Here is a 20,636-nt window from a genome sequence, read left to right on the forward strand (position 1 = left end):
GGGAAGCGCCGCCGGTCCGCTTAGCGGTTTCGGCTGGCAGTGAACAGGGAAGCGGCAACACGATGAAAAAAGCACAGTCTTCTTCGCTTGCTCGGACGCTCGTGTCCGGCATGCGGCACCGCCGGCTCGCGCTAGCGATCATGCTGGCGGCGAGCGCGGGGAGCCAGGCCCAGGTGGTCTTTGATGGTTCACTCGGCGCCCCGGGCGCCCTGAACGGCCCCGCCTATCTCATCGATCAGGCGCGTGGTCGGCTGGAGGGGGGCAACCTTTTTCACAGCTTTTCCGATTTCAGCATCAGTACCGGCGAGTCGGCAACGTTCTCCTCGACTTCGATGCTCGACAACATTATCGCTCGGGTGACCGGCGGCGGCCTGTCGCGCATTGACGGGCAGCTTGGCACGGCCGCACCAGGGCCGGTCAGCCTGTGGCTGATCAACCCGGCTGGGGTGGTTTTTGGCGCCAATGCCTCGCTGGATGTGCAGGGTTCGCTCTATCTCAGCACCGCGGACTACCTCCGGTTTACCGACGGCACTACCTTTTCCGCCGGGGGAGCCGGAGGGCCGTCGACACTTTCCGCCGCGCCTGTCGCCAGCTTTGGCTTCATGGGGGCGCCGGCCGGCATCACCATGAACGAAGCGGTGCTCTCGATTCCGGAAGGCAATACGTTTGCTCTCGTCGGCGGCGACATTTCGATCAACGACGCGAGGCTCCAGGCGCCCGCCGGGCACGCACAGGTGATCTCGGTAGCCTCCCAGGGTGAGGCGCCGCTGACGGCCGACGGGATTGACGTCAGCGGGTTTTCAGCGCTCGGGGATATCGACATTTTTCGAAACACCTCACGGCTGCCGGTCACGGGCAATCTGGACGTCAGCGGTGGCTTGTTCACCGGCACGCAGGCGGGCGATATTACGGTTCGAGGCGGTTCGCTGGACAGCGACAGCGGCTTCTTCAACTCCGTATCGTTCAGCGACCAGAACTCGGGTCGCACCGTTATCGAGGTGACCGGTGAAGCTAACCTGACCGGCAACACCCAGGTGCTGTCATCCAGCTTCTTCGGTGCCGGCGACGCCGGCGATGTAATAATCCGCGCCGGTGAGCTGGTGGTGGTCGACAACGCCAGCATCAGCACCGAGTCGCAGGGCGCCGGCGACGCCGGCGACGTCACGCTGGTGGCAGACAACATATTTATGGACGAGCGGGGCAAGGTGTTTTCCAACACCTTCGACTCGGGTCGAGGCGGCAACATCACGATGACCGCGACCGGCACTATTGTGATGGACGGGCAGTCGTCGGTGCGCTCGGTTGCGCTTGGGTCGGGCAACGCTGGCGACATCGTTGTCGACTCCGCCGAGCTGGTCCTGTTTGACGAAGGCACCATCGACGCCTCAACGTTCGGCGGCAGTTCGGGCAACGGCGGTTCCATCGACATCAACACCGGCGAGCTGGTGGCCCGCGACTTTGGCGTCCTGATTACCACGCAGACGGGCGGCAGCGGCGACGGCGGTTCCATTTCGATCGACGCCGATTCTGTGGTGGTGGACAACCGGGCGGAAATCTCGGCGGAGAGCAGCTCCACCGGCGATGCCGGTGGCATCCGCATCAACACCGACTCGTTTGTGGCCAGCAACGGGGCGCTGATCAACAGCGCGACCAGCGGCGCTGGGCGCGGTGGATCCGTGGACATCAACGCTGATGATCTCGCTATCAGCGGGAGCGCTACCGAGATTACCGCAGCCACCGCCGGCGCCGGCCGCGGCGGCAACGTCAGCATCAACGCGCGCAATGTCGCGATCAGCGATGGCGCCCGCGTGACCGCCCGTGCGGTGTCGACCGGTAACGGCGGCGATGTGGATATCCGAAGCGACGAGCAGCTGTCGATCGACGGCGCCACGGTCACCGCGTCAGCCAACGGTTCGCGGGGAGGCGGCGTGGCGCTGGCCGCCGGCCAGTCCATGGCGCTGACCAACGCCAACGTTACGGCTGCGGTGTCGACTGGGCCGCAGGGCGGGACGGTGACCCTGGCGGCACCGCAGATGCTGGTCGACGGCAGTACCGTCAGCGCGACCACCGGTGGCAACGGCAGCGGCGGCAATGTTGAAATCAGCGGAGACACGCTGCTGGTGAGCAACGGCTCGGAGGTCACATCACGCAGCAGCGGCAACGGATCAGCCGGTTCGGTGGCGCTGAGCGGCTCCTCGCAGCTCTCCGTCAGCGACAGCGAAATTGCATCGTCTGCCGTGCGCGGTGACGGCGGGGACGTCAACCTGGCGGCGGATCGGGTCGACATCAACGGCTCGCTGATCTCGGCCTCGGTGGACGGCGGTGCCGGTGACGGCGGGTCGGTCAGCATTGCCGCGGTGGATGCACTGAGCATCGCCAACAGCAGCATCACGGCTGCCACCGGCGGCACCGGCGACGCGGGCACCGTAACCATCACGGTCGGCGGTGGCGCCCAGCCCAACGAACGCCGACTGGAAGGCCAGGACACCGATAGCGGTGGCGACCTGACAATCGATCAATCGCTGATCTCGAGCGTTGCTTCGGGTGACGGTGACGCTGGCGGGGTCAGCCTGACCGCCGGCAGCATTAGCCTGAGCGGCAGTGAGACTTCAGCGACCGCTGGCGGTTTGGGTGACGCGGGCTCCGTGGTGCTCCGGTCGGATACGAGCATTACCTCCGCGGACAGCGCGATCACCACCGAGGCCAATCTCGGCCAGGGTGGGGCGATTGAGCTGACGGCCCCGACCATGATCACGCTCGACGATACGCTCGTTTCAGCGACGGTGCTGGGCGGCACCGGTGACGGCGGCGACCTGACATTTACCACCGGCAAGCTGAGCGTCATGGGCGGTTCGATCGAGGCAGCCACCTTCGGCACGGGCACCGGCGGCGTAATCAGCTTTGACACCGACGATCTGATGCTTATGGAAGGCGCGCGTGTAGACAGCAGCGCCGGCGGCGGGGGGCAGGGCGGTACGATCAACGTCACCACCCGCAACGACCTGGTGATCGCCGGGACGGGCGCGGGCTTTAGTACCAACGCGGTCGGTTCGGGTCAGGGTGGTGACGTCATTGTCAGTGCCGCTAATCTGACCGTCAGCGATGGCGCTCAGCTCACTGCAACCGGCACCGGTAGCGCGAACGCCGGCTCCGTATCGGTCGCGGCTGCCGGGCAGCTCACGGTCAGTAACGCGGTCATCAGTTCGTCCGCCGAGAGTGGGCAGGGCGGATCGGTGACGCTGGGTGCGACCGCAGACACGACACTCACGAACGCCCAAATCAGTGCGGCAACCGACTCCGGCAACGGAGGTTCGGTCAGCGTGATGAGTGGCGGGGCGCTGGCGATTACCGACAGCAACCTAGCCGCAACGTCGAACACCGGCAGCGGTGGCTCCGTGCTGGTGTCGGCCCCTGGTGATGTGACCGTGAGCAATAGCAGCCTCACCGCAACGGTTGGTGGCGCCGGGACCGGCGGCGATGTGTCTTTGACTGCAGGCGGCAGTGCCAGCCTGGCTGGCGCCAGTCTGACGGCCCAAGCGCAGGACGGCAGCGGCGGCGCGGTAAGCGTCGCGGGAAGCGCTCTGGCGATCAACGATAGTTCCATCAGCGCCGCCACCAGCGGGTTGGGTGACGCAGGCAGCGTAGAGCTGTTGAGCGAATCCACGTTGGCCCTGTCCGCCTCAGAGGTGTCATCACAGGCATTCGCCGGACGTGGCGGCACGGTCTCCCTTATCGCTCCGCAGGCCATCACGCTCGACAACGCGTCGATTACTGCGGCAGTTCTAGGTGGCCGGCGAACCGGTGGTGACATCACGGTTGCAACGGGTGATTTCTCCATGACCGGTGGTGCGGTTACTGCGGCAACCGGTGGGCAAGGCTCGGGGGGAAGTATTCAATTAACCGCCGAACAGATCAGTCTCGGCAATGGTGCATCCGTCACGACACAAGGTACGGCGAGCGGTGACGCGGGCAGCGTAAGTTTGAATGCAGCGGGTGACCTGATCGCTTCGGACGCCATCGTATCGAGCGCCGCCAACACGGGGAGCGGCGGTTCAGTTTCGCTTGCTGCCGGCGGCGACATGATGCTATCCGATGCCGACGTTACGGCGACCGTGGCGGCCGGCTCAGGCACCGGCGGCGATGTCGACCTGCAGGCGAATAACGTTACGATCAATGGCGGCATCATACAGGCAGCGACCGGCGGCGCGGGTGAAGGTGGTTCCGTCATTGTGCTGGCGTTTGAAAACCTTCTGCTGGCCGGCAACGCACGTATCGATGCGACAACATCAGGCAGCGGGCGCGGCGGAAACATTGCCCTCGCCGGTGATGATGTACAGGTGACGGATGGGGCCATCGTTTCGGCTGCCGGCACCGCGGACGGGGACGCCGGCAGCGTGCTGGTCGACGCCGCGGGCGTGCTGACGGTTACGGACGCCTCTTTGGCCAGCACTGCGAACCGCGGCGCCGGGGGCAGCGTGACGCTCTCAGCCAGCGGCGACCTGGTGCTAACGAACAGCAGCATCTCGGCTCAGGTGTTTGCCGGCGCAAGCCCGGGCGGCAGCGTGGTGCTGCGCGGCCAGCGCAGCGAGATCCGGGGAACGCTGATCAGCGCCGCTACCGGTGGTGCAGGCACAGGTGGCAGCGTGTTGGTCGACGTTTCCAGCCTGACGCTGGCGGACGGAACGCGGATTGCCGCCAGCAGCACCGGCACCGGCAACGCGGGCAACATTCGCCTGCAGGTGGTCGGTGGTATCGACACCGAAGGCGCGACTATCAGCACCCAGGCGGTGTCCGCGGACGGCGGCAATATCGAGATTCAGATGGGTGGCGATTTCTTCCTGCAGGACACGTCGATCACCACGGCGGTAGGCACCGGTTTAGGCGCCGGCGGCAACATTACCATCGCGCAGCCGGAATTTATGATTCTGAACGGCACCATCATCAGCGCCAACGCGTTTGGCGGACCCGGCGGCAACATCACGCTGGACCCGGATCAGTTTGTGCCGTCGGCCGACAGCCAGGTGACCGCAAGCTCGGTGCTCTCCAACGACGGGGAAATCCGGATCGTGGCGCCGGAGACCGACCTCAGTGCCAGCCTGCAGACGCTGCCCGGTGGCTTTGCCCAGGGTGAGGTGCTGTCAACGCGCGAGTGTCAGCGGCGCCCGGGTGGCCCGCAGAGCCGCTTTGTGATCGAAGACGGTTCCGCCGTACCGCTGGCGCCCCAGGACAACTGGGTGGCCCGCGATTCCACCAACGCCGCACAGGATGACAGCCCCACCAGGCTTGCGGCCAACATCACCCTCTGTCGCCAGGATGGCTGAGACCCGCCGGTGCACCGGGGTGATTCGGCCGGCCTGATGCCGCGCGCCGGTTCTTGGCCTGGCCGCGCAACGCTCGCGCGCCTGTTGGCGACGGGGGCTTTAGCGCTGCTTAGCGCCACGGGAGCAGCCGCTCAGACGCTCAATCTAATCGACCGCACGAGCGCGTGCCTGTCGTCTCCGCTGCTGGGCTTGAGCCACAACGCGGACCCGCCCGGTACCGCGTTTGTCGTGCAAAGCGCTGACGGCTTTCGGGTACCCGACGGTCCGGCCTGGCGCCTGGACCAGCTGCGCGTTCGCGGCAGCTTTAACGGTTCTGAGCTGTCGCCGGAAGGCGTGGACGTTCGCGTCTATCAAAACAGCGAAACCCAAAACGCTCCGGACGCCCAGGTTTGCAGCTTCAACGTGGCGCTGTCGCAGCTGGGGCCGCAGGCGAGCAGCGGCAACTTCGAAATCAACCTGCCCCAGGAGCCGGCCTCCGCCTGCGAGCTGCCGGCGGGCCGCTACTGGCTATCCGTGGTCTTTAACGGTTCGATCGGCGGCAATCCATCGCAGGGTCGTTATTGGTACTGGGATCAATCGACGGATGCGAGCATGGTGAGCTGGCGGATGCGCGCCTCCGCCGATCTGGACGGCACCGGCATCAGCTGTCCGGACTGGCTGCCGCGCGATCAGTGCTCGTCGGTGACTCAGGAAAACTCGCTGTGTTTCGGACTGTCGGGTAACACCAACGTGACGCTGCGCGACTCGCTGGCGGATCAGTTCACCAGCGCCGGCACCAGCTTTCTGATGGACGTCGGCAGCGCCTTCGCCGACCCGGACGGTGACGTGCTCAATTTCCAGGCCAACGGCTTGCCCGACAGCCTGGCGCTGGACCCGGTGAGCGGACGCATCAGCGGGACCCTGCAGCAGACCGACATCCCGGGCAGCCCCTACACGGTGGACGTTTCGGTGACTGACCAGGACGGTGAAACCGCCCTGGACACCTTCAGCCTGGTGGTCGCAGACAACGAGGTGTCCGAGTTTCGGTTCCGGCGGCTGTGGCCGGTGCTGCAGCAGCCCTGGTACTTCGGGTCAGGGGCGCCTGACGTGGCGTTCGCCGGCGAAGCGCTGTTTGTCGCCAACGCCGATTTTTCCCGCATCCAGCGATTTACGCAGCTGGGACTGCTGATCAGCAATTTGTTTATTGAAGGCCCGGGTGGCGCCGGTACCGTTGGCAAACCGCGCGTGATCGCGGCCAGCCGCAAGGCGGTTTACACGGTCGGTGATCTGGACCCTCAGATACATATGCTCGATCCGGAAGGCAGGCTGATCCGCAAGTTCGGCGCTTCGGAGCTGGGCGGCCAGGTGCCACAGTTTCTGGCGGTGACGGAGCGCGGCTGCCGGCGACTCGGCGGGTGTGTGTTCGTGGGTCTGCCCGATCGCGTTTTGAAATTCAGCGAGCAGGGCCAGTTCCTGACCAGCTTCGGGGCTTGCAGCAGCGCACCCTGCGGCGGCGGCACCGTGCAGACCTTGGGTGGCCTGGGCGCGTCGGAAGACGGCTTTGTTTATCTGGCCGACGCCGCTGAGGACCAGCTGATCGTGCTTCGGGCGCAGCCGGGTGATGCGATCAGCACGCCGCCAACGTTGTTGACTGAGGTCGGCAGCAGCGGCACCGATCCGGGTCAGTTTCAGCAGCCGAGCGACCTGACCCTGGATCGTCAGGGGCGGGTTTATGTCGCCGACGCCAACCGGGTGCAGGTCTTCGACGAGCTCGGCGCGGTGCTGGATGAATACCAGGCCAACGATCCCGCCAGGACCATCCGCCGGCTGGAGTTTGGGCCTGGTAACCTTGGGTTTGCCTCCAACGATCTGGCCCAGGTGGTCCGTTTCCGCCGGGTTGGAGACGTCGAAGCGGGCGCTTCGACATTAAATCTCTCCACCCCTTATTCGAGTGCTGACGACGCCCCCGGCTTCTTCCGACAGCCGGTTGATCTCGCCGCCGGGCCGAACAGCAACATGTATATCGCTGACGCCGGCAACTTCCGGGTCCAGAAGTTCAGTCCGCAGGGTGATCTGCAGAACGGATTCGGCAGCGAAGGCACGGGGCCCGGTGAGTTCAGCCGCATGATTGCGCTCGATGCCGGCACCGCTTTCGGACAATTTCGCGTCAGCGTGCTCGACGACACGGGCACCGAGTACCGGATCCAGCGTTTCGAAAACCAGCTGAATTTTGTCGACCAGATTACGTTGCCCAGCGGAGCGGACTACGTGGACATGGTCATCGGCAGCGGCGGGAACGCGTTTCTGGTGACAGAACAGGGCAGCGCGCTTAAGGTGGCGCCGGACGGCACCGTGCTCGCAGGCTGGCAGTCGGAAGGGTCGGGCGGTGAGTTCCGGCAGGTAGCGATCGCACCCAACGGGCTGATCTATTTCACGGTGCAAAGCCCGTCGCAGGACGGCTTTGAGATCTTCGATCGCTTCGGCAACTTCGTCGCGTTCCTGCCGGCCGCGTTCAACGCGCCGGCGTCCCTGACCATCGCCACCGACGGCAAGATTGTGCTTGGCGAGATCCCGGACGTGGCGCCGGACGTGCCCAGGATCAAAATCTTTCGCCAGGATGGCGTTCTTCTGCAGTCGGTCGGGGAGTACGGGTATTTCCCTGGCTCGTTCGCCGCCCCGTCAGGACTCGACTTTGCCCCCAACGGCCTGCTCTACATCACCGATCGCGCGAACAACAACGTACAGGTGCTTGACCCGGTTCCACCGAGTCAGGTGACCAAGGTGATTGTGGTGGCCGGCGGTGGACCCTATGTCGGCAACAATCTTTGGGAAACGACCCAGGCGCTCACCAACAGCGCGTACCTTGCTTTGGCTTATCAGGGGCTCAGCGGCGATGAGATCATGTATCTGTCGTCCAACCAAAACGAGGATCTGGACGGCAACGGCGTGTCGGACGTCGACGCACCCGCCACGCCCGGCGCGCTCAACAACGCGATTACCGGCTGGGGCGCGGACGCTGATCAGCTGGTGGTTTATTTGGCCGATCACGGTTCGGAGGACGTCTTTCGGCTGAACCCTCGCAACACGCTGAGCGCAAGCCAGCTCGCGTCAGCGCTGGATACCGTCCAGGCCGGTCCGGACGGCGTGAGCCAGGCCGTGGTGATCTACGAGGCCTGCCGGGCCGGCAGCTTTGTCGACGATCTCGCGAACAGCTCCGTCAACCGGATCGTGCTGGCCAGCACCGGCGAAGCGCAGAGCGCCAAATTTGTCTCTGACGGTATCCTCAGCTTCTCGAACCAGTTCTGGACGCAGATCTTCTCGGGTTCGGACCTCGCTGATGCATACAGCACAGCGTCTCAGGTGATGACGGCATCGTTTACCGACCAGCAGCCTGAAGCCGACGCCGATGGAGACGGGAGCAGCAATGAGCCGATCGAAGATCTGGCTGCGCTAGCCGGCGTTTTTGTCGGGGCGGGCACCGACTTTGACCCGGGTTCGCCGATCATCACCAGCGTTACGGCACCGCAGACGCTGGCCAGCGGGAACACGGCGCAGATCAGCGCGTTCGGCGTCAGCGATGCGGACGGCGTGAGTCGGGTTTATGCGGAGATCATTCCTCCTGACTTCGAAGACGTGGACATCGACCAGCCGGTCCGAGAGTTTCCCGGCTTTGAGCTGCAGCCGGACAGCCGCGGCAGCGTGGACTACACGCTGATCTATGACGAGTTCTCCATCGAAGGCGTCTATGTGATCAACGTCTACGCCCAGGACCGGTTCGGCAACGTTTCCTCGCCATCTACCACAACGGTTACCGTCGGCAATCCGGAGCTGCGCAAAGCGCTGCTGATTGTCGGCGGCGAGACCACTGATCCGCGCTGGTCGGCTTACAGTGCCAACGGATCGTTTGCGTTTACGGCGTTGAGCGCGCAGGGCTACAGCGATCTTGGCCTCGAGACGGTGCGGTATCTGTCCAACGGCGGTGGCGAGGGCGTCGACGGCGCCGCCGGCAGCGCCAACGTGGCTGACGGGTTCGCCTGGGCCGGGACGCAGGCGCAGGACGTCGTGGTGTATCTCGTGGGCGGTGTACGCAGCGGCGCGCTGCGGCTGGCGAGCGGCGATCGGCTCACCGTCAGCGAGCTCGCCGACTATCTGGATAACCTGGAGGCCGCCATCAGCGGCCGGCTTGTGGTGCTCTATGACGGCAACCGATCGGGTGCGTTTCTTCCCCGTCTCGCCTCGGCCAGCGACGATCGTCGACTCTTGATCACGAGCGCCGCCGCGTCGCAGGACGCCAGTTTCCTGCTGGACGGGACCTTGAGCTTTTCGCAGTTCTTCTGGAATCGGGTGCTGAATGGCGACTCGGTGCTGGAGGCGTTTGAAGCGGCGCGCGACGCCATCAGCTTTTCCGCCGGCGGGCAGACGCCTCAGCTCGACGATAACAGCAACGGTGAGGGCAACGACGCTGAGGACGGGCTGCTGGCGAGCGCGTACTCGATCGGCACCGGGATCCTGCAGGATGCCAACGGACCAACGGTTGGCGAGACGGGGCCGGACGTGGTGCTGTCCGGGGGCGTGACGACCGCAGACATCACCGTCAATGATGTGTTGAGCACCGGATCGGTGGATCAAGTTTTTGGTGTCGTCACAACGCCACCGCCGCAGCAGCTTACCGACAGCTTCGCGTTTGCACCAACCAACGTCGATGCTGACGGCAACGGCGAATACACCGGCACCTACGGCGGCTTCGGACCTCTGCCGGGCGGCGGCTTCGCCGCGGGCGACTACAGCATTTCTGTCTATGCACGCGACGCCCGCGGCAACGTGTCGTTCCAGGAGAACCTGCGGGTGGAACAAACCGCGGGGCCGGACGGCTATGAGCCCGACGCCACGCGCGCTGCGGCCTCGGTGATTTTTGTGGACGATCTCGACGCGCAGCCGCACACGTTTCATGTCGATAGCGACGCCGACGTGATGAGTTTCACCGCGGTGAACTCGCCGGCCGGGCCCGGCAATCCCGCGCAGACTTATCAGATTGAGGTCTCCGAGATCGACGATTTTTCCGGCGCTGCGTTCAATCTTCGGATCGAACTGTTCGGCCCCACCACGCCGCTGGGAACGCCGCTCGCGACCACCAGCGGGGGGTTGAGCGGAAGCCTGTCACTGACCTGGCCACCGGCTAACGCCGCTTATGACGAAGGGGAAGGGGAGTATTTTGTCCGAGTCAGCGCGCTGTCATCGACACAGCGCGGAAAGTACGAGGTTCGGGTCTTCCGACCCGACGTGCTGCTGACGGGCCTGGTCCGCGGTTCAGTGGTGGACGCGCAGACCGGGCTGCCCGTGGTTGGCGCGCTGATCAGCACCGGGGGCACGGTGGCTGCCGCCAGCAATCCGCTCGGGGAGTTTCAGCTAGTGGAAAACCCGGGCAGCTACGATCTGACCGTGATTCCGCCGGCCGGCTATGACGGCCTGGTGGAAGCGGCGGTGCCAGTGGTGGAAAGCCTGACGACCTGGCGCCTGCTGCAGCTAGACCCCAGCGGGGTGGCGCCGACCGTGTTTACCGGAACGGCTGACAATATTGGTCAAACGAGCGTCACCCTCGATGGCCAGGTCTCACCCAACGGCGAGACAACCAGCGTGCTGTTTTCGGTTCAGCCAGCGGCCGGCGGGATTGTTCAGCCCGGTGATCTGGCGGCGGCAGCGCCGCTGTCGGACGTTACCGCCCAGGTGTCGGGTCTGACGTGTGAAACCGGGTATCAATTTCGAGTGAGCGCTACCAACGCCAGCGGCACCAGCGACGGCAACCTGGTCGCGTTTACCACCGCGGACTGCGTCACGCCGCCCACCGTCGGGACGCCGCAGGCGCAGTCGATCACCGATAGCAGCGCCACCCTGACCGTGCAGGTTGATCCGATGGGTAGCGATACCACCACGGCGTTCCGCTGGCGGCCGGTCGGCGGTGTGTTCAACGTCTACACCGATTCATCCCCGGTCCTGACCGGCAACGGCTTACAAACGGCGACGCTGGACGTCGCCGATCTGACCTGCGGTACGAACTATGACCTGCACGCCCGGGCGAGCAACAGCGGCGGCATGGTCGAAAGCGCCTTCGCAAGCTTTGCTACGGCAGCCTGTCCGCAGCCGCCGCCGGTGGTGACCACGCTCGCCGCCCAGAGCGTCACCGAAACCAGCGCTGACCTGCGGGCGGCTGTCGACCCCAACGGTGCGAGTACGCTGGTGGAATATGTTTTTGCGGCGGTCGGCGAAGCGGACGGTCCCTGGCTGACCGCAACCACGATCACCGAGTCGACCACGGTGGTCGCGCCGGTCAGTGGCCTGGACTGTGGCCGAAGCTATCGGTATCGGTTCCGGGCCAGCAACGCCGGTGGTCAAACCGAAGGGGCTGAGCTCAGTTTTATGACCACCGAGTGTCCCGCTGACTTCCCCGAGACCACCAGCGTTGCGGCAAACGCGGTGAGTCAGACGTCCGCCACGCTCAACGCAACCGTCAACCCGAACGGGTCCGAGACCCAGGTGAGCTTCGACTTTGGCCGGGGCGGCGTGTTCACCGATTCGGCGGCGCTGGACGTGACGCTCGACGGCAGCGACACCCAGCCGGTGAGCGTGGTGCTGACAGGCCTGGTCTGTAACAGCGAGTACCAGTTCCGGGTCCAGGCAACCAACGCGGCGGGTACCGCCTTCGGTGCGGCGCTGACGTTCACGACCAACCCCTGTGATCGGATCCTCCTGGTGGACGACGACGACAACGTGCCCGACGTGTTGCCCACCTACAGCGGCGCGCTCGACACGTTGGGTTTTGCTTTCGACGTGTGGAACACCAACGGGGCGGACGCGGAGCCCGGCCAGGCTGAGCTGGAGAGCTATTCCACCGTCATCTGGTTTACCGGCAATAACGCCGAAGTTGGCACCGGCCCTTCTTCCACCAGTGAGGAGGCGCTGGGAGCGTACCTGAACGGCGGTGGATGCCTGGCGGTCTCGGCTCAAGATTATTTCACTGTGCGCGCTAACGGCAGCGTTCCGACTCCGCTGATGGCCGACTACCTGGGCGTCAGCGGCGGCACCAGCGACGCGGGGCCCGCTGAGGTGGCCGGCGTCTCTGTTGAGTTTGCAGGACTGCCAGCGAGCGGTAGCTACGTGCTGGACTACGCGAGTGCTGCTCTGCAGGACAGGGCTGACGAGCTGGCCGAAGACAGCACCGCCGCAGCGTCTTTCAGCGGTGAGGGCCGGACGGCAGGTCTACAAAAACTGACTCCGGTTTACCGAACGCTCTACCTGGGTTTCCCGCTGGCCGCGGTTCCGGGTGCCACCGAGCAGGCCGCCGTACTCAGCGCTATGCTGGACTTTTGTCGCGGGGCCGATCAGATTTATGCCGATGGGTTTGAAGATGAATAGCTTGCGCCTGAAAGGTCTACTGCTCCTGGCGGTGGTGCTCTGCGGGAGCGCCGGCGCGGCGACGCGACACGCGCTGCTCATCGGCGTCGGCAGCTACGATGACCCGGTGTCGGCGCTGCTGGCGCCGCGGTTTGACGTAACGGCCGTCGAAAATACCCTGCTGGAAAAGTGGGCCTTTGAGCCCACCAACGTGACCCGCCTGCTCGACGGTGACGCGACCCGCGAGGGGATCCTGCGCGCCCTGCGCAATCTTCAGCTCACCACCGAACCCGGCGACTTTGTGTTTGTGTACTACGCGGGCCACGGCACCAGCGCGCTGGACTTAAGCGTCGCCGCGGCGCTGCCCCATACCTCGGGCGCGCTGATCCCCGCCGATTTCAATCGGCACGGCACGCCGGAGGAGATCGCCGAATCGCTGATCATCGGGCGGCGCGATATTCGCCCGATCTTGGCGCAGCTCGATGCCGCGGGCCGCGAAGTCTTTTTTGTGGTGGACGCCTGCTATTCTGGCAACACGGTCCGTGGCGCCGGCCAGGAGCACACCGGGCGTCCGCCCCTGCCGGTGCGCGCCGCCGACATTCTGCCGCCGGATGTGCAGGCCACGCCCGCGCCGCCCAGCGAAGAGGCATACCCTTACTCGCAGGTGTTCTATCTTTCGGCCGCCGGTGAACACGAGCCCGCCGGCGAGATCACCGACAAGCTGCTGCGCTGGTATCCCACCTTCGACGGGCAGCCTCATGGGGCGTTTACTGACGCTCTGCTGCGCGCCATGCAGGGCCTCACCCCCGGCACGGATGCGAACGGTGACGGCCGCGTGTCTTACCTTGAGCTGTATGAATCCGTGCGCGGCTTTATGGAAAAACGTGGCTATCCGCAGAGCCCGCAGTTTTTGCCGACGATCGATGAGGCGCAGGTGGACCCCAGCACCGCCATCATTTTTGACCTGCCCGGCGAGCCCCAGTTTGTGCAGCCCGCACCCGAACCGGATCAGCCGCTGCGGCTCAAATGGATCAACCCCAGTGAAGCGGATCGCCGTCTCGTCAAGAGTCTGAGCGGTCTGGAGATCACCGACGGTGATGCCGATCTCATTTTGCTGCGTGAGTCCGACCGTAGCGTCCTGCTCAACGCGTCGGGTGATCTCATTTCTGAGGTGTTTGACCCGGCCAGCGCTGACCCGTGGCACCGGATTCGCGGGGAGCTGTTCGTGCGCGGCTTGGCCTCACGGGGAGTAGCCAAAGGGGCGAATCAGAACCTGGTGCTGCAGTACACAGATCCCGCGATGGGGGTGACCGCCGTACGCGGCGACGACCTGGGTTTTGTCATGCGCCCGTCGCTGCCGCTTCATTTGCTGGTGTTCGACCTGGAGTCAAACGGCGGCATCAGCCTGCTGTATCCCATCAACAGACAGGAGAAGGCGCGGCAGCCGGCCGGGCGCCTGACCAAGATCGAAGATATAGTAGTAGTACCACCGTTTGGCATGGACAAGATTGTGGCGGTGGGGTTAGGGCGCCCGCTGGAGGCGGCGGGGCAAGCTTCAACCGAAGGTCTTGGGTCGTTTCTCGGCCAGACGCTGGATCCCGGCAGCGATGCGCTCGCCCGGTTTCAGCAGCTCCTGGCCGGCCGCGACGACCTGAGGGCCGTCGCGCAACTGTCGCTGATCACCACCGACAGCGTGAACCGGGCGGCCCGCGGCGGAGCCGACAGGGGGGATAAGGAATGAAACAGACAACAATCGGTCGTTGGGTTTTGCTGGCAGCGCTGCCGGGGCTGTTGCTGCCGCTGCCCTCAGCGCTCGCCCAAAGTGACGACGTGGAGCGCGGCCTTCAGCGTCGTCCCGGGCTGGAGAACGAGCGCCCCGAGCTGCCGGAATTCGACGAGCGCGAGGACGTGCCGCTGGATCTGCCGGCAATCGAATCGCTGGCGATCCCCAAAGACACGCTCTCGGGCGCCCCGCTGGTTTATCTCCAGAAGGTGCAGCTCACGGACGCCACGGAGTTGACCGCCACCGACGTGGGCGAGGTGAGCGCCGCCTACCTGGACCGAAACGTCAGCGCCGAGGAGCTGCAGCAGCTGAGGGCGGAGCTGACTCAGCTCTATGTCGACCGGGGCTACATCACGTCCGGCGTGCTGCTGCCCGATCAGCGGATCAGTGACGGCACGGTCCGCTATCAGGCGGTTGAGGGTCGGCTCGAGGCGCTGGAGGTCTCCACCAGCGGACGACTCCGCCCCTCTTACGTGGAGTCACGGCTTCAGGGTGGGGGCGACGAGCCGTTGAACGTGGTGGATCTGCGTGAGCAGCTCCGCATCCTGCACGCTGATCCGTTGATCGAACGGGTCGATAGCCGGCTGCTGCCGACGCAGCAGCGGGGTTCAGCCAGGCTGGTGGTCGACGTCGAGGAGGCCCGCCCGTACAGCCTGTTTTTGACGGCCCACAACAATCGGGCCCCGAGCGTCGGCAGCGAATGGGTGGAGCTCGGTTTTGTCCATCGCAACCTGCTCGGTTTTGGCGATCGCGCAGAGCTGCGGTACGGGACCGGTGACGGCCTGGATGACTACCAGCTGGGCTACGCGGTGCCGGTCACCCGAAGCGGGATCACGGTGGGCGTCAGCTACGCGCAGAGCGACGCACAAATTGTCGAAGAACCGTTCAGCCGCATCGATATCCGCAGCGACAGCGAGGAGTGGGCCCTGGACGTGGTTGTCCCCTGGAAACGCTTCGGTGCCCGTCGTTTGACCTTTATCGCCGGTGTAGATCATCGGGAAAGCAATACAAGCCTGCTGGGCATTCCGTTTTCCTTTTCTCCGGGCGTGAACAACGGTCGGGCTGAGGTTACCGCCGCGCGGCTGACCGCGGACTGGACCGACCGACGCGCCAACCAGGTTTTTGCGCTGCGGGGACGAATTAGCGTAGGGCTCGATGCCCTCGACTCGACGATCAACGACGGCAATCTGCCCGACAGCGAGTTTGTGACCTTCCTCGGTCAGGCCCAGTGGTCACGCCGTTTCGGTGAAAACGACAACCAGCTGATTTTGCGCGGCGATTTGCAGAAAACCTTCGACGGCCTGCTGCCGCTGGAGAAGCTGTCGATCGGCGGGCGTACGAGCGTGCGCGGCTATCGTCAGAATCTGATGGTGCGCGACAACGGCTGGGTTGCCTCAGCGGAGTTTCGCATGCCGGCGTTCCGTGACAGCAACGGCCGCAGCAAATTCCAGTGGTCGGTCTTTGCTGACATCGGGCGCGGGTGGAACGAGGATTTCGATACGCCGGAGCCTAAGTCGATCGCCAGCGTCGGGGCCGGATTCTTGTGGGATCCACTGCCCGGCCTGCACACCGAGCTCTACCTCGCCCACGGCTTTGAAGACATCGAGTTCAGCGACAGCGATCCGCAGGACGACGGGATCCACCTCCTGGTTCGTTACGACATCTTCTAATGAGCTGGCTTGGGCGCAGCCTGCTGGTGCTGGCCGTCAGCGCGTTTGGGGCGCTGGTGTCGGTGACCCCCTTTGTGAAGCGCCTCGAGCTTCAGGTTTTTGATATCCAGCAGCGATTCGTGCGCCAGTACGTGCCGCAGCCTGGCGCCAGCCCCGAGGTGGCGCTGATCGGCATTGACGAGGGCACGGTACAGGCCATCGACGCCCCCATGGCCCTCTGGCACCAGCAGCTGGCGCAGGTCATTACCGCCATGGCGTCGGCCAAGGCCGCGGTCCTGGGCTTTGACCTTGTCCTGCCGGAACGCAGTTTTGACGAGTTTCTTGGCCGGGCCAACGATCAGCCGCTGATGCAGGCCATCCTCGGCGCCCGCCGCGCCGGCGTGCCGGTGGTGTTTGGCCGAACGCTGAGCGCCAGCGGCCGGCTATATGACGTCCTGCCGAAATTTAAGGCGGTTCTGGGCAAAGACGGTTTCGGCATGGTACTGCAGGTGCAGGAGATGGACGCGGTGGTGCGGCGCTACTACGACGACCGCTACGAAGATGCGCTTGAGCTGCGCACGCTCGTCGGGCAGATGGCCCGCCAGACCGACGTCACGGTGCGCAACGGCTGGATCGACTACGCGGTCGGCGACCCGATCGGCTACGTCCCGATGTCTCAGGTGATCCAGTGGCAGGCAGCGGGAGACGTCGACGCTCTGCAACAGGCGTTTGAAGGCAAAGCGGTGTTTGTCGGCGGCGTCCTGCCGTTTGAAGATCGCCACACCCAGCCACTGGTCCTGGCGGACTGGGAAGCCAACCGTTACGCCCCCGGTGTGCTCATCCACATGCAGGCCTACCGGTCGCTGGCAAGCGACCGGATTCTCAGCGGGGTGGGCGGTGTTTGGTACGCCAGTTCGCTTCTCGTGATGGCCCTGCTGGTGCTGCTACGCGACCGGCCGCTGACGGCGCTGATTGTGCTCGGGGTTGCCGTGCTTGCGGCGGCGGCGGGGTCGACGGTTGCCTATCTGGAGGGCTGGCGCCTTAGCGCGGTGCCGATGGTGGTCACCGCTCTTGCAGCCTGGCTGGCAGGGGCGGTCCGAGACGCCTGGTCAAACCTGCGGGACAAGCAGCGGATGCGTTCGGCGTTCGGTGGTTACGTCAGTCCACAGATTCTGAATGAAATCCTGGAGGGCAACCTGTCGCCGGAGTTAGGCGGCGAGAGCCGGGAAATTTGCCTGTTATTCTGCGATTTGATTGGCTTTACGACCCTCAGCGAAACCAATGACGCGGAATATGTTCTAACCCTGTTGAATCGGTACTTTGATCGCGTTACACCCGCCATTCACACCTTTGATGGTACGCTCGATAAGTACATGGGAGATGGGATCATGGCGTTCTTCGGCGCGCCAAAACCCCACAAAAACGCGGCCCAGGCGGGCTTCGATGCGGCGCGGATGATGCTGAACGAGCTGGACAAGTTCAACGTCGAGCTCGCCGCAGAGGGGATTCCGCCGATCCAGGCCGGAATCGGGCTGGGTCTGGGAAAGGCGATTGTCGGCCACGTCGGCGCCCAGTCTCGCTTCGAATATTCGGCGATCGGCGACGCGGTGAACGTGTCGGCGCGTATCGAGGGCCTGACGCGGCACCTGAACTGCCGCATTGCGCTGAGCGAGAACGTCGCCAATCAGCTAAGGGTCGAGGACCAGCAGGAGCTGGAGCCTTTCGGGCCACAGCAGATCAAAGGCCACTCGGCGATCAAGGTTTTCGGCTGGGGAGAGCTCCGGCCAGGGAAGGAGGCAGCTGAGGCTGTCAGGAGCGAGGTAGCATCATGAAGAAGATGTTTGCAGGGATGATTTTGTGGGGCGTGGCGCTGACGGTATCGGCGGATCCGGTGGCCATTGTCACCGATGCGCTCGGTGACCACAGCCTCAACGGCGAAGCGCTGGAGATCCTGTCTGAGGTCAGCACCGGTGATCAGATCATGGTTGCCGACGCCGGCAGCATCAGTCTCGTTTACTACCAGGATGGCGCGGAGTTCGTGTACATGGGCCCGGCAGCCTTTGAGGTTGGGGAGAACGCACCCAAAACACTCTCCGGCAACGATCCCAGCAATGGGTCAGCCGTGCCGGAGGGTGAAGGCTCGATCTCAACCGTGGGTCTGGCTCAGGCCGCCATGGTGATGCGTGCCGGCGGGTCTGAAAAACGCCTGGATCAGGTGTTTCCCGTCGACACCGTGCTGCTCGGCAGCCCGGACACGTTTCGTTGGCGCGAACTCGCTGAAGGGGTGGGGTACACCTTTGAGCTGACCGACGGTGAGGGGCGCAGCCTGCTTGAGACCACGGTCACGGGCAACGAGCTTAAGGTGCCGAGCCACATTACGCTCGCCGCGGGGGATTACTATTCCTGGTCGCTCGAAAGCCGCCTGCCCGATGGCAAAAAGTTCTCCAGCTACGCGGGCTTCAGCATCGCTGACGATGCGCTGATCAGCCGGGTAGAGAGCTTCAGGCCCGCCGACGAGGCCAACGTCTCCCGGATTATCGTGTTTGCGCTGTGGCTGGAGCAGAACGAGCTCGTGGAAGAGGCGAGACGCTACTGGCAGATGGCCAGCCGCCAGCGGCCCGAAGACCTCGCTCTGCGCCAGCGCGCCGGTGGCTGAATTTACGGGCAGCGCGCGTCTGGTTCGCTAGCGGCGAGACACAAAAAAACGCCGGTTGGGGTAGCCCAACCGGCGTTTTGCGTTTTGTGGGGTTGACCCCGTCGATACCTTAGTTTTCGCGCTTGGTCACCAGCCAAACCAGCGACCCGTAGGCCAATACGCCGAGCGCGCAAACGCCGGTCATTACATACCCTTCAAAAAACACGTTGAACTCCTTCCTTCCCAACTGGCCGGTCGTCTCGCTCCGTGATTGACGGCCAGGCGGCCAGCATAACCGGCTTTCAGGCCCTTGCGGGCCGGTGTTAACGTTTGTTTGCCTGTCTGTAACGTTCTGTTTCAAAGACAATAATTACCCTAATGCACCGCCGGCGCAGGGGCGTTTATCGGGAATTATTTGTCAACAATCTTTAAAGCTAGAGGGCGGCAGTAGTGCTCAAAACCCCAAGGCACTAGTCTGCTGGAAGGTCGCCGCGAGGTGACACGGAAACGCGATCACGGATGACTACGGGCGTTTGCGCGGCGTATGCCGCACCCGCGGTAACCGGCCTGGGTTCTGCCTCCCCCTCTACCCGGCCGGTTCCGCACCTGCATTTAGGGTAAAGTTGAGACGCGGGGGACAGAAGATAAGGTAGGGGTCAAGCTGCGCAGCCATGACTGACGCATCCGCCAGAAAGCGCAAGGTACTGATTATTGACGACGATCCGGACGTACTGGAGTACGCCTCTGTTGTCTTTTCAGACTGTGGCTTTGATCTCATGATTCGCCGGCCCGGCGAAGACCTGGTCGCCAAGCTCAACCAGCTCCCCGATCTGATTGTGGTCGACCTCCTGATGCCCAGCGAAGACGGGATCCAGGTGCTTCACAACATGGCCAAGGCAGACGTTAAATGCCCGGTGCTGGTGGTGAGCATGTGTAGCGAGGAGGTCTTGCGCTCGGCCCGAGCCGTGGCCCAGATGCTCAACTTCGAGGTTCTGGGCTTTCTCCGCAAGCCGTTCTACAAAGAGGACGTGCTCCGCCTGACCAGTTCGCTGCGCCGGGAAGAGCAGGGCACCGCCGAGCTGCGGCGCCTGGTGAATTCGGGGCGGATCGTGAATCACTACCAGCCGGTCGTCGACGTCCAGCGCGGCCGGGTGATCCGGCTCGAAGCGCTGTCCCGCTTCCACCACCCCAAGAGCGGCATCATTGCCCCGATGGAGTTTCTGCGCTGGTCTCGGCGGCTGCGCATCACCGCGGCGCTCGAGCGACGGTTGACCAAACAGGCCCTCGACGACGCTAAGCGGATTGAAGAAAAAGGTTTCCGGCTGCCGATGTCGGTCAACCTGAGCACCGAGACGCTGGAGCAGCCGGACTTTGCCGACCGCATGGAAAAGCTCTGTCGGCAGCAGCGCTTTCTGCTCAGCCAGTTGACCATCGAGATCAGCGAAAACGATCTGCACCGCAACCTGATTCCCGTCCAGAGCAACCTGACGCGTCTAGCGCTGCGCGGATGCTCGGTCTCGTTGGAGTATGGCGGCGAAGTGTTTTCCAAGATGCAGCTGGAAAACCTGCCCCTGGCCGAGGTCAAGCTGACCCCAAGCCTGGTGCGCGACTGCATCAAAGACGACTCCCGCCGAAATCTGCTGATTTCGGTCGTCAATCATGCGGACGTGCTGGACATTCCGGTCACCGCTATCGGCGTTGAGTCACCCGAGGAGCTGGGTCTGCTGCTGGATCTTGGTCTGACACGTTTTCAGGGGCATTTCTTCTGCGAAGACAAACAGTTTGAAGGCGCGCTTTACTACCTGCACCGTGCGCCAGAGCAGCTGGCGGAACTGGGGCTTGCGGGCCCGCCGTCACGCGCGTCGTCCATCCGTCCCTAA

At 64.3% G+C, this 20,636-nt stretch carries 7 protein-coding genes; all 7 read left to right on the forward strand.

The features are described 5' to 3' along the window. The first annotated feature begins 62 nt into the window (after window positions 1-62). The 7 genes from AAF358_19440 to AAF358_19470 all read left to right on the forward strand — a co-directional run bounded on the left by AAF358_19440 (window position 63) and on the right by AAF358_19470 (window position 20,636). Window positions 63-5,321 carry a filamentous hemagglutinin N-terminal domain-containing protein gene (locus tag AAF358_19440; GenBank protein ID MEM7707735.1) on the forward strand — a complete coding sequence of 1,753 codons (5,259 nt, stop codon included), beginning with the start codon at window positions 63-65 and terminating at the stop codon, window positions 5,319-5,321. A 36-nt stretch (window positions 5,322-5,357) separates the two neighbouring features. After that, on the forward strand, window positions 5,358-12,710 hold the full coding sequence (locus tag AAF358_19445) for a C13 family peptidase (protein ID MEM7707736.1): 7,353 nt from the start codon (window positions 5,358-5,360) through the stop codon (window positions 12,708-12,710). After that, window positions 12,703-14,430, forward strand: a complete 1,728-nt coding sequence (locus AAF358_19450) for a caspase family protein (protein MEM7707737.1) — start codon at window positions 12,703-12,705, stop codon at window positions 14,428-14,430. The genes AAF358_19445 and AAF358_19450 overlap by 8 nt, the downstream gene beginning before the upstream one ends. Then, window positions 14,427-16,142, forward strand: coding sequence for a ShlB/FhaC/HecB family hemolysin secretion/activation protein (locus tag AAF358_19455; protein ID MEM7707738.1), 1,716 nt, complete (start codon window positions 14,427-14,429; stop codon window positions 16,140-16,142). Before AAF358_19450 ends, AAF358_19455 begins: the two co-directional genes overlap by 4 nt. Next, window positions 16,142-17,953 carry an adenylate/guanylate cyclase domain-containing protein gene (locus AAF358_19460; protein MEM7707739.1) on the forward strand — a complete coding sequence of 604 codons (1,812 nt, stop codon included), beginning with the start codon at window positions 16,142-16,144 and terminating at the stop codon, window positions 17,951-17,953. Before AAF358_19455 ends, AAF358_19460 begins: the two co-directional genes overlap by 1 nt. Further along, entirely contained in the window at window positions 17,950-18,777 is an 828-nt protein-coding gene (locus tag AAF358_19465) for a hypothetical protein (protein ID MEM7707740.1), read from the forward strand. The genes AAF358_19460 and AAF358_19465 overlap by 4 nt, the downstream gene beginning before the upstream one ends. 650 nt (window positions 18,778-19,427) lie before the next feature. Then, a complete protein-coding gene (locus tag AAF358_19470; GenBank protein MEM7707741.1) occupies window positions 19,428-20,636 on the forward strand; it encodes an EAL domain-containing response regulator in 1,209 nt (402 codons plus the stop codon).

Source organism: Pseudomonadota bacterium, from assembly GCA_039033415.1.
GTDB lineage: Bacteria > Pseudomonadota > Gammaproteobacteria > Xanthomonadales > SZUA-38 > JANQOZ01.

Coding starts and splice junctions, on each gene's coding strand:
- AAF358_19460 (MEM7707739.1), top strand. CDS start 16,142: ATGAGCTGGCTTGGGCGCAGCCTGCTGGTGCTGGCCGTCAGCGCGTTT.
- AAF358_19465 (MEM7707740.1), top strand. CDS start 17,950: ATGAAGAAGATGTTTGCAGGGATGATTTTGTGGGGCGTGGCGCTGACG.
- AAF358_19470 (MEM7707741.1), top strand. CDS start 19,428: ATGACTGACGCATCCGCCAGAAAGCGCAAGGTACTGATTATTGACGAC.
- AAF358_19440 (MEM7707735.1), top strand. CDS start 63: ATGAAAAAAGCACAGTCTTCTTCGCTTGCTCGGACGCTCGTGTCCGGC.
- AAF358_19445 (MEM7707736.1), top strand. CDS start 5,358: ATGCCGCGCGCCGGTTCTTGGCCTGGCCGCGCAACGCTCGCGCGCCTG.
- AAF358_19455 (MEM7707738.1), top strand. CDS start 14,427: ATGAAACAGACAACAATCGGTCGTTGGGTTTTGCTGGCAGCGCTGCCG.
- AAF358_19450 (MEM7707737.1), top strand. CDS start 12,703: ATGAATAGCTTGCGCCTGAAAGGTCTACTGCTCCTGGCGGTGGTGCTC.